Source organism: Paenibacillus sp. TSA_86.1, assembly GCF_052691815.1.
The window spans coordinates 827,251-842,872 of the sequence record NZ_JBQZGE010000001.1; the positions used below are offsets into that span (position 1 = coordinate 827,251).

Here is a 15,622-nt window from a genome sequence, read left to right on the forward strand (position 1 = left end):
GTTGGTTTCTTTATACTAGGCAACAACGGTTGCGAGTTGAGGATATGCACTCATATATTTTAATTATTGGGGGAAATTTCAACATGTCTAATGTTCTTTTTATTAAAGCTAATGACCGTCCTGCAGATCAAGCAGTTAGTGTTCAATTGTACGATGCATTCCTGAGCGCATACAAAGAGTCCCATCCAGGTGATACCATCACTGAGCTGGACCTCTACAATACAGATCTTCCTTACTACGGTAACACTGTAATCACTGGTGGTTACAAAGCAGCTAACGGTATCGAAGCAACTCCAGAAGAGCAAAAAGCAGCAACACTGGCTGCGCAATTGCAAGATCAATTCCTTGCAGCTGATAAAGTGGTATTTGCATTCCCACTGTGGAACTTCACTGTTCCAGCACCACTGGTTAACTATATCTCTTACCTGAGCCAAGCAGGCAAAATGTTTAAATACACTGCTGAAGGCCCAGTAGGTCTGGTAGGCGACAAAAAAGTAGCATTGCTTAACGCACGTGGTAGCGTATATTCCGTAGAGCCTATGGCATCTGCTGAAATGTCCGTTCGCTATGTAACGAACGTACTTGGCTTCTGGGGCATCCAAAACCCTGAGGTTGTCGTTGTAGAAGGTCACAATGCTTCTCCTGATCGTTCCCAAGAAATCGTGGAAGCTGGTTTGAAATTGGCTAAAGAAGTAGCAGCAAGCTTCTAATTCCATTTCGATATCGGTTTAATTAAAACGCCTGTCGTCTCCAAGGAGATGACAGGCGTTTTTTGGGCTATTTGCGAATGCGGGCACACGGGCTATGTATGCCCATCTTGGACGAAGGTAAGCCCGCACGGGTTCCGTGTCGTTTATCGGATCATTCCGTTTTACTGATGTTCAGGAGATAACGTTCGGTGACCTCGGCAACCTGAGCCAATTGTTCTTTAGTTGAATCCTGCAGCATAAGTTCATGTTCGGTTAATGCTTGCATACCTTTGATGGTGAGCATATACTTTCCGCGGGAAACACGTTCAAACCAGCTGTAATAGTTTTTTTGCAAAATAGCTGCCGCTGAGCCTACACCGGTCTGCCGGGCAAGAGCCGCTGGTGAAGACTCACCACTGGATCTTAGCGCAGCCGCGACACGTATAGCTTTTTCCCGATAGGCTGTCATCAGCTGGCGGCCTGTACTTCCGCCTATGTTATAGTCTCCACTCCGTTCATCGAATTCCTTAAGCAAACGCTGACGGCGTATGCCGCTTTTACGGGCTAACGGGAGGGGGCGCAAACTGCCAGATATCACGGAGGGTTCGCATAATACATCAATCAAAGGTGCTTTGGTTTTGTAAAAGGTGACCGTCAATAGCCCAAGGCCGAGCTGACTGCACAGTGCTGTTAACTCGCTCCAGCGCTGATTGACCGCTCCGCGTTTACTTCGGTTTCGCTCCACAGCCAGATATACGAGCGGGCTGAGTTTAAGGCGTTGCATGCCTTGCAATAGCAAAGACAGGTTAAACGTTTTTTTCATCTCCACAATAAGGGGTTCAGTCTGATCCGCTCGGACTCCGACGAGGTCACAATGCTTAACCTCTGCCTTGATATCAAAGCCGCGCTGTTCAAAAAAAGCTTTGACAGGGGAATACAGCTCCGTTTCATATTGTATAGCCAAGCTCTCTACTCCTCTCCTGAAGTTGTTTACCCGTCTGCATTACCTTGTTCCGGTTTCCTTCAATAGAACCTACATTATAGCATATTCATGCTTTTTTTTCTGAGGTCACGAGATGTCTGAGAGGACTGCATATGCATAAAATTCAGGATCAAGGTTTGAAAAAAAGAGGTCAACTTATCCAAGTTGCCGCATAGGTATGTAATACACTTTTCACATCCATACAAGATCATTGGAACAAGGGTAGCGGGACTAAGCCGGACCGCAGAAGGGTATTCAAGCAGGAGCTGCAATTCTATTGATTTCTTCATACCATTCGGAATGGTTGACAATCACACTAAAGGAGCCATGGGAGGTACCAAGCATGAATATTTTTGAACGCGTTGCGGAATATCGGGCAGAGAGTGACCGTTTGTCATGGAACGGAACATTTGAAGATTATATTGCACTGCTGAGAGAGGACCCGACTCCGGCAATGACGGCTCACGCACGAGTGTATCAGATGATTGAATCGTTTGGGGTAGAAGAGGCCTTGGGACACAAACGGTACAAATTTTTTGAGCAGGAAATCTTCGGACTCGATCGTTCCATTGAAAAACTGGTGGAGGAATATTTTCATTCGGCTGCACGCCGTCTGGATGTACGCAAACGGATTTTGCTGCTGATGGGGCCGGTTAGTGGGGGGAAATCCACGCTGGTCACGCTGTTGAAGCGAGGTTTGGAACAATTTTCACGTACGGAAAAGGGAGCAGTTTACGCTATTAAGGGATGCCCGATGCATGAGGAGCCCCTACATCTCATTCCGCTGGAGCTTCGGTCCGATGTGGAGAAAGAGATCGGTGTGCGCATTGAGGGCAATCTATGCCCTTCCTGCCAGATGAGACTTCGCACCGAATTTGGTGGGGATATCAGCAAGGTTCCCGTGGAACGGGTTATCATCTCTGAAGATAACCGTGTAGGGATCGGTACATTCAGTCCGTCAGACCCGAAATCTCAGGATATCGCTGATCTTACAGGCAGCATCGACTTCTCCACGATTACCGAATTTGGATCAGAATCAGATCCACGGGCGTATCGTTTTGACGGGGAACTGAATAAAGCCAACCGGGGTTTGATGGAATTCCAGGAGATGTTGAAATGTGATGAAAAATTTCTGTGGAACCTGTTATCTCTGACGCAGGAAGGTAATTTTAAGGCAGGGCGATTCGCACTGATTAGTGCAGATGAGATGATTGTGGCGCACACGAACGAGTCCGAGTATAAGTCTTTTATATCGAACAAGAAAAATGAGGCTTTGCAGTCACGGATGATTGTCATGCCGATTCCGTATAACCTGAAGGTGTCAGAAGAAGAGAAAATTTATGCCAAACTGATTCAACAAAGTGATATGAAACATGTGCACATCGCACCGCATGCACTACGTACAGCGGCTATATTTTCTATACTTACTCGATTGAAGGAAACGAAAAAACAAGGTATGGATCTGGTGAAAAAAATGCGGATGTACGACGGCGAAGAGGTTGAAGGTTATAAAGAAGCCGATCTGCGGGAAATGCAAAATGAATATTTGGACGAGGGCATGTCCGGTATTGATCCACGGTACGTCATTAACCGGATATCCAGCGCTTTGATTAAGCAAAATCTTCAGTGCATTAACGCGCTGGATATCTTGCGTGCCATTAAGGATGGGCTGGATCAGCACGCTTCGATCACCAAGGAAGAACGAGAGAGGTATTTGAACTTTATCGCACTGGCACGTAAAGAGTATGATGAACTTGCGAAGAAGGAAGTGCAGAAGGCTTTTGTTTATTCGTTCGAAGAATCTGCCAGAACATTGTTTGAAAATTATCTGGATAATATTGAAGCGTTCTGCAACTGGTCCAAAATCCGTGATCCGCTGACAGATGAAGAGATGGATCCGGATGAACGGTTGATGCGTTCCATTGAGGAGCAGATTGGCATCTCAGAGAATGCGAAGAAAGCGTTCAGAGAAGAGATTCTGATTCGGATCTCGGCATACTCCCGCAAGGAGCGCAAGTTTGAGTACAGCAGCCATGATCGTCTACGGGAAGCGATTGAGAAAAAGCTGTTCGCTGATCTCAAGGACATCGTCAAGATTACGACGTCTACGAAAACGCCGGATGCTACACAATTAAAACGGATGAATGAAGTCATCAAACGTCTCATTGAAGAGCATGGATATACAGCTGCAAGTGCTAATGAATTGTTAAAATACGTAGGAAGTTTGCTTAACCGTTAACCTGTAGCACCATTCCGAATTAGGTCCTGAAGATTTGTTGTGAGGCTCCTTCACAACAGGTTCAGGGCCTTTTTATATTAAAATAATCCATTATAATCCATATTAATACAATTAAATATAATTAATGCCATATTAAATAGTTCTTAGGGTATATGTGTGTTTAGGTAGTTTAGTCTATAATCAATTAAAATTGTTTTAATTTTTGGTAGAAAAAGTTATTGAGGAGTTGATCCGATCGGATATGAGCAGCATTTCGGCAGAAAGGCAAAAACAACTGGATTATGTGGGGTTAACTGCACAGGATTTGAAACTACTGGCCGATCATCGGCCTGTCTTCAAAAAAGTGGTTGAAGAAGTGGTCGATCACTTCTACAAGCATGTTGGGAAGTATCCTGAACTAATAGAATTGATCGCACGGTTTTCCAATATTGAACGATTGAAGGAAACACAGCGGATGTATTGGCTATCCATGACAGACGGCATTGTGGATGATGCATATATTGAACAACGTATCACCATTGGATTAGTTCATTCGCGCATTGGACTGACAACCAACTATTATCTCGGTGCTTACATGGCCTATCTGGATATCGCTACCACTATATTTAAACAACTTATCCCCGATTCGTGGCACTACGTCATACATGCATTAAGCAAAATGTTCAATCTCGATTCGCAACTCGTTCTGGAAGCTTATGAAAAAAAAGAAAAAGAGCAGCTTCACCAGCTCGCTGCAGATCAGGATGGTACACTGCAAGCGATCACACAGATTACGCAGGAGCTTACCGGTATGATTACGGAGTTAAATGAAAATGCACTATCCATCTCCGCTGTAGCAAAGGAAACCGTTGTTTCCCAAGATCAGGCGCATGTGCTCTTGGAAGAATTAACTGGAGGGATGCAGCAGATCGAAAAAATGGGAGAGCTGATTCGTGAAATTTCGGATCAAAGTCATCTTGTCGGTTTGAACGCTGCAATTGAAGCGGCGCATGCCGGAGAGTTCGGACGTGGATTTGAGGTGGTTGCAAGCGAAGTACGCAAGCTGGCGGCAAGCTCCAGAGACGCGCAAAGCAAAATCCAATCCAATCTGAATCAGATCATGGAAATCTTAAAAAGAGTGCAGCAGGAGTCTGATCGTACGTCGAGTGGGGCGCGAAGTCAGGCCTCGCGTTCATCCGAGCTTGCCGTGTTTGCGACAGCCATGGAGAAGCTTGCCACGGATTTGAGTAAACTGTAGCAGTCACGATAACCTCGGGTATGCCCGGAACTTCCATACCGTTTCCGGCTGTAATAAGCTATAATGGGTAGACAAACCTGCTGATTGTTATAGATAATATAGCCGGAGACAGGCGATTTATAAAGAGGTCGAGGTGATGAGATGGCTTCTATCCATGATGTGGCCAAAGAAGCGGGAGTATCTGTTGCAACCGTTTCCAAAGTATTGAATGACTATCCGGACGTTAGTGAAAAAACACGTAAAAAAGTGAATATAGCTATTGAACTATTAAAATATCAACCCAATGTGGTCGCTCGAGGACTGGTTAAACGCCGTTCATGGACAGTGGGCGTGCTTCTTACGGTTCCGTTTACGAATCCGTTTGTATCCGAGTTGCTTGAAGGTATCAAAACAGCCTTGGAAAATAGCGGTTATGATCTTGTCCGATTATCAACACGATTTGATGACCCTACATATTCATTCATCAAGCACTGCCGCAGCCGAAACGTGGATGGCGTTGTCGTTTTCGGGGAAGGCCGGGAAAATAAAAGCATTCAGGAACTGGTCACAGCGGAAATTCCAACGATGTTCATTGATACTGATCTGTTTGGTAAACGTGCGGGCTACATTACGACAGACAATGTGAACGGCGTTGCTATGGGGGTTAAGCATCTTTATGAGCTTGGACATCGCAAGATTGCCTACATTTCAGGGACGCTGGGACCCGCTGTAGCGAACCTTCGTTTGGACGGATACAAAGAAGGGCTTCGTCAATGCGATATTCCTTATGCGACGATTTATCTGGAAGTCTGTGACTATTCATTTGATGGCGGTGCTAAGGCAGCCCGGCGATTGATGGCTCTTCAGGAACAACCCACAGGCATCATCTGTGCCTCGGACATGTCTGCTTTTGGAGCAATTCATGAGATTGAGAAGCATGGTTTCCGTGTACCGGAGGATATTTCCGTGGTCGGATTCGACAATACGTATTATGCTGAAGTGTTCAAGCCGGGTCTAACAACGGTGAATCAAAATATCTTCAACATTGGCATTCGGGCTATAGAATATCTGATCGCGATGATTGAAAATCCATCGTATACTCCTCCTGTCGTGACGGAACCATCGAATTTGATTATTCGCCAGACCACGGCACCCGTTAATGAAATGGATCCAGAAGTACCCGCACAGCCTTAGGCTGTGCTTTTTTACCTTATTTTCCTGCAACACGGGAACGAAAAGACAGAAATTGTGATCAAAAGTATAAAAAGAGGGGGGAGGACATTAAATTTCCATATTTACAGTAAAAGGCATCATAACATAAATTTGATATGTAACCGCTTACTTCTGAGGTAAGACAGGTTTCGCAGGGTGTAATCAGGCTCACATAAGGAGGTTAAGAACCGTGCATTGAATGTTCCTGATCCCATCCGTGCGACATGATGTTGTTGCCAGTTAACAGACCAGCAGAGGATATCCATGCATGCAGAAAGTGTGTTGTGAAATGCCCGATGTTTGACCGCGTTACAGGATGGTTGACGAAATTCAAGAAGGAGGAGTTTACGTGCGGGGAAAATGGTTGAGATTATGTTTGGCAGCCGTTATGATCTTAAGTTTGCTGCCAGGGATCGGAGCAGGAGAACAGAAGGCAAGTGCAGCAAATGCAGGTGATATTTTGTTGTCTCATTCATTCGAGGATGGCACGACTCAAGGCTGGACAGCCCGGGGTGGAGTGACGGTTGCAGTGACTGGAGATCAGGCTTATCAAGGTACACATTCCCTGAAAACAACAGGTCGTACAGAGGCCTGGAATGGACCTTCACTTTCATTGACAGATGTGGTCAATAAGAATGCTGTCGTCGAAATCTCTGGTTATGTGAGACTGGTTGCAGGTTCAGCCCCGGCTAATCTGAAATTCACCGTGGAACGCCGCGATGGCAACGGGGATACGGAGTATGATCAGGTTAACGCAGCCGAGCAAGTAACTGATCAGAAGTGGGTCAAGCTGCAAGGTCAATACAGCTATGAACAAGGCAGTGGCCTGCAGTTATATCTGGAGAGTGCGGATGCAACTTCCGCTTATTTGTTAGACGAGTTCCAGATCCGTCTTGTTACACCTGCCCCGGAGAATCCGGGTGTACCAGGAGAACCAGGCAAAGCTCTGTTTAACGCTGATTTTGAAGATGGGAATATCGGAAAATGGAAGCCTCGTGGTACTGAAAAGCTGGAGGTAGTCAGCGGCATCGGACACAATAGTAGCCGCAGTTTGAAAACCTCCTCCCGAACGGAAACTTATCATGGACCGTTGGTAGAGGTGTTGCCTTATTTGCAAAAGGGAAGTACAGTTCATGTCTCCTTCTGGGCGATGTATGATGAAGGGCCTGCAACACAGGTGATCAATGGCTCATTGGAGAAGGAATTTAACGGTGACGCAACTAAGCTGGAATATGCAACCTTTGCTTCCACTACGCTTAATAAAGGCCAATGGAAGAAGATCGAAGCAGATGTCATCGTGCCGGCAGAAAGCACGGGTGTAAGCGGATTGCGGATGTATGCCGAGACACCGTGGAAGCAGTCTTCTGAAGTGACAGAGACAGATACTATTCCGTTCTACATCGATGATGTGCAGATTACAGCAACGGAAGCGATCGCGATTGAGAAGGATATACCGGATCTGGCAAAAAAGCTGGGTACATCCTATGCCCTTGGGGCTGCGATTGACCAGACGGCTCTGGATCCACAGGATCCTCATTCGGATCTGCTCAAGAAACATTTTAAGAGTATTACTGCGGGTAACTTCATGAAAATGGATGCCATGCAACCAACTGAAGGTAATTTTGTCTGGTCTGAAGCGGATCGACTGGTTAACTTTGCTGCAGCGAACAATATGGAGGTCAGAGGTCATACGCTGCTCTGGCACAGTCAAGTGCCGGATTGGTTCTTTACCGATCCGAATGATGCATCGAAGCCGGCTACGCGTGAGCAGCTTCTGAAACGCATGAAAACACATATCCAAACCATTGTGAGCCGTTACAAAGGCAAAGTGCATACGTGGGATGTGGTCAACGAAGTCATCTCGGACGGAGGCGGACTGCGTGATCAGGCGAGCAATTCGAAATGGCGGGATATCATTGGCGATGTAGACGGCGACGGAGATGATAGTGACTACATTGAACTGGCTTTCCGTTATGCACGCGAGGCTGATCCTGACGCGGTACTGGTGATCAATGATTACGGTATCGAAGGCAGTGTCAGCAAAATGAATGATATGGTCAAGCTTGTAGAAAAGCTGCTGGCTAAAGGTACACCGATAGATGCTATCGGTTTTCAAATGCATGTGTCCATGTATGGACCGGATGTAAAACAAATTCGTGAAGCATTTAACCGAGCTGTTGCTCTGGGTGTTCACATTCAAGTGACAGAGCTGGATATGTCTATCTACTCCGGAAATTCTGAGCAGGAGAAACCTGTAACGAATGAGATGATGCTGGAGCAAGCTTATCGTTACCGGGCGTTGTTTGATCTGTTCAAAGAGTTTGACGATCGTGGTGTCATGGACAGTGTAACGTTATGGGGACTTGCCGATGACGGCACATGGCTGGACGATTTCCCTGTTAAAGGTAGAAAGGATGCACCACTCTTATTTGACCGCAAGCTGAAAGCCAAACCGGCTTACTGGGCGTTAGTTGATCCGGCGTCCTTGCCTGTGTATCGAAATGAATGGACAGCTGCCCAATCCAAGGTGTCTTTGCCAGATCGTAAAGGGCAGGAAGATATTCTCTGGGGAGCTGTGAAGGCACAGCCGTTCTCACATGTAATCGAAGGTACAGCCGGCACTACAGGCGAAGTAAAGACAGTGTGGGACGGAAAAAAACTGAATCTGCGTATTGAAGTCAAAGATGCCACACGTCTGAAGGGTGACCAGGTAGAGGTTTTTATCAGCCCGGAAGAGCAGGCAGGTAGCAAGAAAAATAACACACCGAAAGATGGACAATACGTCTTTCATCGGGATGGTGGCAAAGGCAAAGATCAGAAGCTGTATCAAGTGAAGGAGAATAAAACAGGATATATTGTTTACGCATCGTTGCCGTTCTCCTCAGCTGATCTGACCGAAGGCAAATTATTATCTCTGGATTTCCGTATTACGGATAAACAGTCTAAAGGTAAAACTTCCATTGTTGTCTGGAATGATACGAATAATCAGCAACCACAGAAAATAGAAAGTCGGGGCAAGCTCAAGCTGGGTCCTGCATTGAAACAAGTCAAAGTGTCGTACGGAACCCCTGTTGTAGATGGTAAAGAAGATAAGGTATGGAAAAAAGCGGCGACCATCACAACGGATGTTAAGGTTGCAGGAAATGCGGGTGCCAAGGCAAAGGCGAAATTGCTGTGGGATGAAAAGTATCTCTATGTACTCGCTGATGTCAAAGATCCTTTACTCAGTAAAAAGAGTGCGAATGCACATGAGCAGGACTCCATTGAGTTATTCGTTGATCTGAATAAAAATCAGACCAGCAATTACGAGGATGATGATGCACAGTATCGGGTTAATTTCGACAATGAAGTTTCCTTCGGAGGCAACGCTCGCAAAGAGTTATTCAAGTCGAGTGCACGTCTGACCAAGGATGGATATGTAATTGAGGCAGCCATTCCATTGGAAAATGTTGGCTCCAAGCAAAGTAAATGGATTGGTTTTGATCTACAGGTGAATGATGACGGTGCAGGGGATGGCAAACGTAGCAGTGTCTTCATGTGGAGTGATCCTTCGGGCAATTCGTACCGCGATACGTCCGGATTCGGCAGTCTGCTGCTGGTGAAAAAATAGAGTTGCTGATCAAACTCATGATCCGTATGTTTGATGAAGTATGTGAAGGAGCGAATCGGATATAAACAGCTGTGCTTCTGGAAATAAGTGTTGATTTTAGTGGCTGGGACGTTTAGACTATAGACATTCATCATAAACGGGTTTCAAATGTATGCCATTCGGTTTATGACTAAGTCGTTGGTCGCCAAGTCAAATGATACGGAGGGAGTGCCTGTCATCCAGACAGCGCACTCGCTTCTTTTTTTACATACATTTACATACATATGAGGATCAGCCCAGCTGAAAGGACAGAGTGAGTGGAGCACATACATGGCACGTACAACTTACAACTTGTTATTTTATCCTATATTATTGCATCGTTAGCTTCTTATGCAGCACTTGATCTTGCAGGCCGTGTATCTCTGACAAGCGGAAGGGCACGTCACTTGTGGGTTGCTTGCGGGGCAATCTCCATGGGACTGGGTATCTGGTCGATGCACTTTGTCGGCATGATCGCTTTTGTGCTGCCTATGCACGTTTCCTATTCTATGGATAAAGTGATCTTGTCCGTTTTATTAGCAATCGTTGCCTCGGGGGTAGCGTTGGAGTTTGCAGGTCGTCGCTCTAACCAGATGAGCAAACTTGTCATTGCTGGATTGCTGCTGACTGCAGGCATCACCTCGATGCATTATGTGGGGATGGCAGCGATGTCGATTCCGATTACATACCAGCCAGCCTTAGTAACGTTATCTGTTCTGATTGCTGCACTTGCGTCCTATGCGGCGCTGTGGCTGATGTTTTTTTTCAATCGCCCTGAATCCAAGCATCACTGGATCTATAAAATGGGTAGTGGACTTATTATGGGTTTAGCGATTACAGGTATGCATTATACCGGGATGGCCGCAGCTCATTTTCATCAAGCTCAAATGATTCCTGAGAGTTTAAGCAGACAGGTGGAGTCGGAGGTTCTTGCTTATCTGATTACAGCGGGTACATTTGTCGCAATTGGGCTTACGTTATTTGGTAACTTTATCAATCAACGAATGTCCCAGAAGGATCAACGGATTCGTGAGAACGAACAGTGGTACCAAGCGTTATACCATAATCATTCGGATGCCATCATTTCCGTGAATCGAGAAGGTATCATTAAAGGCATCAATGCTGTAGTCACCACGATTACCGGATACCCGGAGAAAAAGGTAATTGATCACCCGATTAACCAGATTATTGAGCAGATTAATGTTCAGTGTGCCATGAATGACACGGTTCACGCATGGGACAATCAGGATCTGGAACAGCGGCATTACATGGCAAAAATGAAAAATACACGAGATGAGCTTCTGGACCTAAGTATTGCAGTCATTCCAGTTGTTATTGATGCAACCCATGTCGGCAGTCATATTCTGATTAAAGATATTACGGAAGAGAGACAAGCTCAGGAAAACATTCGTCATCAGGCCTTGCATGATCCGCTCACAGGGCTGCCTAATCGGCGCAAGTTGGATGAGGTGCTTGCTTCTACTATATATACGTGTGAGAAACAAGAGCATAAGTTTGCTGTGATGGTTATGGACATTGACCGCTTCAAAATGATTAATGACTCGCTGGGTCATTCCATTGGGGATGTATTTCTCAAGGAAGTTAGTAACCGGATTGTGGCAACAATCGAAGCTTCACATCCACAGGCGATGTCTAGTGTTACGCTGGCCCGGATGGGCGGGGATGAGTTCACGGTGGTGGTTACGGGGGAACAAGCGAATGAGGAGCTTGTCGTTCAACTTGCAGAACAGATTGTTGAAGCAATCCAGCAGCCCTATCGTTTGAAAGAAAATGATTTTTACGTTACAGCCAGCATCGGTATTGCCATGTACCCTGAACATGGGGCAGGAACGGATGCCTTGATTAAACATGCGGACTCCGCCATGTATGAAGTGAAGAAAAATGGCAAGAACGGCTACCAGTTCTATACGGCTCAACTCGACTCGGAGCTATATGAACGAATTGAACTGGAAGGTTATCTGCGGAAAGCACTGAAGCGGAATGAAATGGTGCTGTACTATCAACCGCAGATTCGTACTCTGGATAGCCGAATGATTGGAGTTGAGGCTCTGATTCGCTGGCAGCATCCGATTAAAGGGCTGCTTGCACCCAATGTGTTTATCCCGCTGGCCGAAGAGACCGGCATGATCTATGAGATCGGCAATTGGACGCTTCGTGAAGCCTGTAGGCAGATGAAGCTGTGGCATGGTAGCGGCGGACCGCTCATCCCGGTATCTGTGAATTTGTCCAGCCAGCAATTTCACCAGCCCGACCTGGTAGAGCAGGTCAAAAATGCTTTGAGCGAGTCCGGGCTTGATGCAAAATATCTGGAGCTGGAAATTACGGAGAGTATGATGATGGATGCAACCATATCCACGGCTATTCTAAATGAACTTTCCGCTCTAGGTGTGAAGATCAGTCTGGATGATTTCGGAACGGGGTACAGCTCATTAAGCTATCTGAAACATTTCCCGATTCACAAGCTTAAGATTGACCGTTCTTTTGTCACGGATATTACCGAGAGTCACAGCGACCAGGCGATCGTAGCCACGATTATTTCGATGGCCCAGAATCTCAAGATGGAAGTCATCGCGGAAGGGATTGAGACCAAAGGCCAACTCGATATTTTGATGCAAAATGACTGTCGGGAGATTCAGGGTTATTATTTCAGCAGACCTTTACCCGCAAGCGAAGTGGAGAACAATTTCTTTGTGCCACTGCGTTTGCTGGGGGAACGTAACACGGTGTTTCATTCGGTATAAACGGCCAAGCGGCAAGTTCTCGATCTGTATCGGGAACTTGCCGCATTTTTGGTTTTTTTATGATATGTCCGAATGCCACCACTCCGGTTTATAAAAACTTGCGGTGGTGCTTTTTGCCGTCATAGGTGAACCAGATCGGTTTATCCTCCACACGGGTCTCCACATGCACCGTACGTCCCCAGAGTCGATATAGATAGGGGAGTGTGCGCTCCATATATTTCAGATCCAGTTCGATGCCTTCGTATTGATGTTTCAACAAGAGTTCGCCGGTACGTAAGTAGTCTGCGTCCTGTACAACCAAATACGGTGAGCCACCGTTGACACGAGAGAATACAAGTTGGTCGCGAATGTTTTCCCAAGACTTGTCGGTGATTTTCCAGTCCGGCCCTTTTTTCTCAAACACGTAGAGGTCGAGATCCTCAGTTAACTTTTTGGTCATGTAGTTACGGATAAAGGCTATTATCCAGAAATACGGTGACGGTTCGGAATACCGGATTGCTTGTCGTTATGTATGGAACGTCAATGTGGACGCTATTAGTTCAATTGGGCATAACGGTCGAAGAGATAAACAGTTCATCGAACATTTCTATATTGTTACAGTGGGGACAGTACATGACGAAGCGCTTCTTCAAGTGGAAAGCACGATTACGCGTGAAGAAATAGCCGCGATCAAAGCTTGTATGACAAGTGCTGCAAAACTTGATGTACCGTTGAAGGGTGATGTTGAAATAATGCAAAGATGGGGTGAAGGAATTAAGCAGGAAGATTAATCCGGAACGGTTCACGTAGGAAACCATATGTGTAGATTAAAAAACAGCCGTATAGGCTGTTAGAAAAAGCACGGTATGTTAAGAGTCTTTTAAAAGTAACTCGCATAATTCTGAAAACATGGATTGTCTATGCATTGCTGTTAATAGATACTTTGGGTTAATATCACTATTCATAATCTTGTCTATATATCCGCAAAATTCGTGGTAATTAGGCATATTATTTACATTTAATTCTTGGGTCGTTATTCCATGATTCTGCAACTTATTTAACATGTTATCAGAAATTAAAACAGGAGTATCATTAATGTCGCGGTTGTCCACTAAACAGCGACGGCGGCGTGAATTCATTGAAATCATTAAAGAGTTCAGTAAGTTTGTTTGATCTTCTGTTACCTCATGATCGAGTAAATACATGAAATAAGGGTGACTATCACCACCTATTACCATTTTCATTAGTTTGATTTGATACTTCAACAGTTCAATTTCTTTGTTCAAAAGATCGCTTCCTTTATTTATTTAATAGTGTAGCAAGGCGCTAGAGGATTTACAAATTAATTAAAGAATAAATCCAGTAATTGCATAAGCAATTACCCGAGCATAGCCTTGTGGTATATCACATTGGAATATTAAGAAATCTATCAATTTCTTTTCGATCTCGTCAGTGACTGAATCAAGGAAATCAGCTATTTTGCTAGAATGCTTGGATAAGTATTTAGCTTCTTTACTAGCAACTCCTAACCAGTCTAACACAGTGTCAAGAGCTTCTCCACCATATCGCAATGCTTTGACAAGAGCAGTCTTTTTAAGACCCATTGCTTCAACTCTGTCATTAGCAGGTTCTTCAACTATAGTTGGTTGTGGAAATTGTGTTTGTACTCGATCTTGTGGATTAGCTGCATAAGTTAACGAAGGAGCAACTACACCAAGACCTAAAGCTACTACTAATGTAGCAGCAACATACTTGATTTTGTTGAACATCAATATATTACACCTTTATCCTATTATTTCCTCTAACGCTTCTCTTGAATATAATTGGATGCATACTAAATGTCAATAAAATACTTAATTTCACTATATTATATTTTTTAATCTATTTTTAGTAAGTTATTGTCGAACTGCTTAAAGAAATCGGCCTCAAAGGGGGAATCATGGAAAAGAAATTGCTTATCACTAAAAAGGGAAAGGAAGTGAAAACTGAAATCGGGAAGGGAAAGAAAACAACGCGGAGCGGACGTTCGTACGGTCGCCAAACGGAAGTAATCATTTCGGAACGCGGTCAAGAAATGCTCGCCGACATGAAGGACACTTCGACCGTTTTCACCTGTTACCCGAACAATTCGATAAGCCGTTTGAAATGGCGCTGCTTAACATGGAACTTCGGAACTTGACGAATCCGAAACGTATCAACTTCGAGCGGGGTCTTGTTACGTTTTCGCCGTCTTCGGCGTCCAAATGCGAACGGGAATTGTTCTATAAGGCTTTGAAGGTCGATAAGGACGAACAAGAAATGTTCCCGTATCAGAAGCGTTGGGTTCGTAACGGTTCCGCAATTCATGGCGCGGTGCAAAAGGATCTGATTTACGCGGAACGTATGGACGGCGCAAAGTTTACCGTTGACCGTATGCCCGACAAAACGCCCGCATGGGAGCAAAACTTGAAGGGCGTAAGCAAGTTAAGCATAACGGTATTCAATTACAAATTTTAGGCATGATGGACGTATTCTTGTTTCAAAAGACGGTTCGAAGGCTGGATTCGAGTTCAAAACGAAATCGACGACGTTGGGCGCGATTAGTGAATATAAAATGAAGGATGCCCAAGACGGGCATAAAGAAAAATGCGTTTCGTATTCGATTCTCTTCGACGTGGACGAGTTCTATTTGACGTATGAAAGTCTTGCTAAGGATGGATGGAACAAAGGCGAAGAAGCTAAAGTGGGTCTAAATGAAGCAATTGTGAGAAAGTATATTCTTGAGCAAGAAGCTTATGGTCAGGCGGTAGATAAGCAGAATGTAAAAGTAATACGAAGATCCATTCAGTAGTAATCGGAGGCAAAAGAAGTAAAACGAGTTTAACTGGTAAGTGAAGGTGACAAATAACACTGAGAACAACCTTGCTGTCAGGCTA

The 15,622-nt window shown here is 45.0% G+C and carries 12 protein-coding genes and 2 pseudogenes; 10 read left to right on the forward strand and 4 right to left on the reverse strand.

The features are described 5' to 3' along the window. Positions 1 to 44 precede the first annotated feature (44 nt). Complete coding sequence (locus ACUTVW_RS03860; protein ID WP_445644560.1) at positions 45 to 710, forward strand: FMN-dependent NADH-azoreductase; 666 nt, start codon at positions 45 to 47, stop codon at positions 708 to 710. A gap of 151 nt (positions 711 to 861) precedes the next feature. Here ACUTVW_RS03860 and ACUTVW_RS03865 read toward each other — a convergent pair whose 3' ends face one another. Further along, positions 862 to 1,653, reverse strand: coding sequence for a DUF2161 domain-containing phosphodiesterase (locus ACUTVW_RS03865; RefSeq protein ID WP_445644561.1), 792 nt, complete (start codon positions 1,651 to 1,653; stop codon positions 862 to 864). Between the two features lie 361 nt (positions 1,654 to 2,014). Here ACUTVW_RS03865 and ACUTVW_RS03870 point away from each other — a divergent pair, with 361 nt between their 5' ends. The 5 genes from ACUTVW_RS03870 to ACUTVW_RS03890 all read left to right on the forward strand — a co-directional run bounded on the left by ACUTVW_RS03870 (position 2,015) and on the right by ACUTVW_RS03890 (position 12,728). Next, positions 2,015 to 3,910: a PrkA family serine protein kinase gene (locus tag ACUTVW_RS03870; RefSeq protein ID WP_445644562.1), complete on the forward strand. Its 1,896-nt coding sequence runs from the start codon at positions 2,015 to 2,017 to the stop codon at positions 3,908 to 3,910. A gap of 241 nt (positions 3,911 to 4,151) precedes the next feature. Further along, positions 4,152 to 5,147: a protoglobin domain-containing protein gene (locus tag ACUTVW_RS03875; protein WP_445644563.1), complete on the forward strand. Its 996-nt coding sequence runs from the start codon at positions 4,152 to 4,154 to the stop codon at positions 5,145 to 5,147. Positions 5,148 to 5,288: 141 nt separating this feature from the next. Next, positions 5,289 to 6,320 carry a LacI family DNA-binding transcriptional regulator gene (locus ACUTVW_RS03880; RefSeq protein ID WP_445644564.1) on the forward strand — a complete coding sequence of 344 codons (1,032 nt, stop codon included), beginning with the start codon at positions 5,289 to 5,291 and terminating at the stop codon, positions 6,318 to 6,320. A gap of 367 nt (positions 6,321 to 6,687) precedes the next feature. Further along, the gene (locus ACUTVW_RS03885) at positions 6,688 to 9,948 is read left to right on the forward strand and encodes an endo-1,4-beta-xylanase (RefSeq protein WP_445644565.1); all 3,261 of its coding nucleotides are present in this window, start codon (positions 6,688 to 6,690) and stop codon (positions 9,946 to 9,948) included. 296 nt (positions 9,949 to 10,244) lie between these two features. Continuing rightward, a complete protein-coding gene (locus ACUTVW_RS03890; protein ID WP_445644566.1) occupies positions 10,245 to 12,728 on the forward strand; it encodes an EAL domain-containing protein in 2,484 nt (827 codons plus the stop codon). 88 nt (positions 12,729 to 12,816) lie between these two features. On the opposite strand, the pseudogene ACUTVW_RS03895 reads toward ACUTVW_RS03890, so the two are convergent. Next, a pseudogene (locus tag ACUTVW_RS03895) lies at positions 12,817 to 13,185 on the reverse strand (SpoVR family protein); the annotation flags it as partial. 67 nt (positions 13,186 to 13,252) lie between these two features. Here ACUTVW_RS03895 and ACUTVW_RS03900 point away from each other — a divergent pair. Next, a complete protein-coding gene (locus ACUTVW_RS03900) occupies positions 13,253 to 13,498 on the forward strand; it encodes a hypothetical protein (RefSeq protein WP_445644567.1) in 246 nt (81 codons plus the stop codon). A gap of 78 nt (positions 13,499 to 13,576) precedes the next feature. On the opposite strand, the gene ACUTVW_RS03905 is transcribed toward ACUTVW_RS03900, so the two are convergent. Continuing rightward, positions 13,577 to 13,993, reverse strand: coding sequence for a hypothetical protein (locus ACUTVW_RS03905; protein ID WP_445644568.1), 417 nt, complete (start codon positions 13,991 to 13,993; stop codon positions 13,577 to 13,579). A gap of 60 nt (positions 13,994 to 14,053) precedes the next feature. Beyond that, entirely contained in the window at positions 14,054 to 14,476 is a 423-nt protein-coding gene (locus ACUTVW_RS03910; RefSeq protein ID WP_445644569.1) for a hypothetical protein, read from the reverse strand. Between the two features lie 170 nt (positions 14,477 to 14,646). Between ACUTVW_RS03910 and ACUTVW_RS03915 the strand changes: the two genes are divergently transcribed. From ACUTVW_RS03915 to ACUTVW_RS03925, 3 genes and pseudogenes are all read left to right on the forward strand, one after another. Beyond that, a complete protein-coding gene (locus tag ACUTVW_RS03915; protein ID WP_445644570.1) occupies positions 14,647 to 14,886 on the forward strand; it encodes a hypothetical protein in 240 nt (79 codons plus the stop codon). Further along, entirely contained in the window at positions 14,868 to 15,203 is a 336-nt protein-coding gene (locus tag ACUTVW_RS03920) for a hypothetical protein (RefSeq protein ID WP_445644571.1), read from the forward strand. The genes ACUTVW_RS03915 and ACUTVW_RS03920 overlap by 19 nt, the downstream gene beginning before the upstream one ends. Positions 15,204 to 15,426: 223 nt before the next feature. Then, positions 15,427 to 15,559: pseudogene (locus tag ACUTVW_RS03925) on the forward strand (IS200/IS605 family transposase); the annotation flags it as partial. Positions 15,560 to 15,622 lie beyond the last annotated feature (63 nt).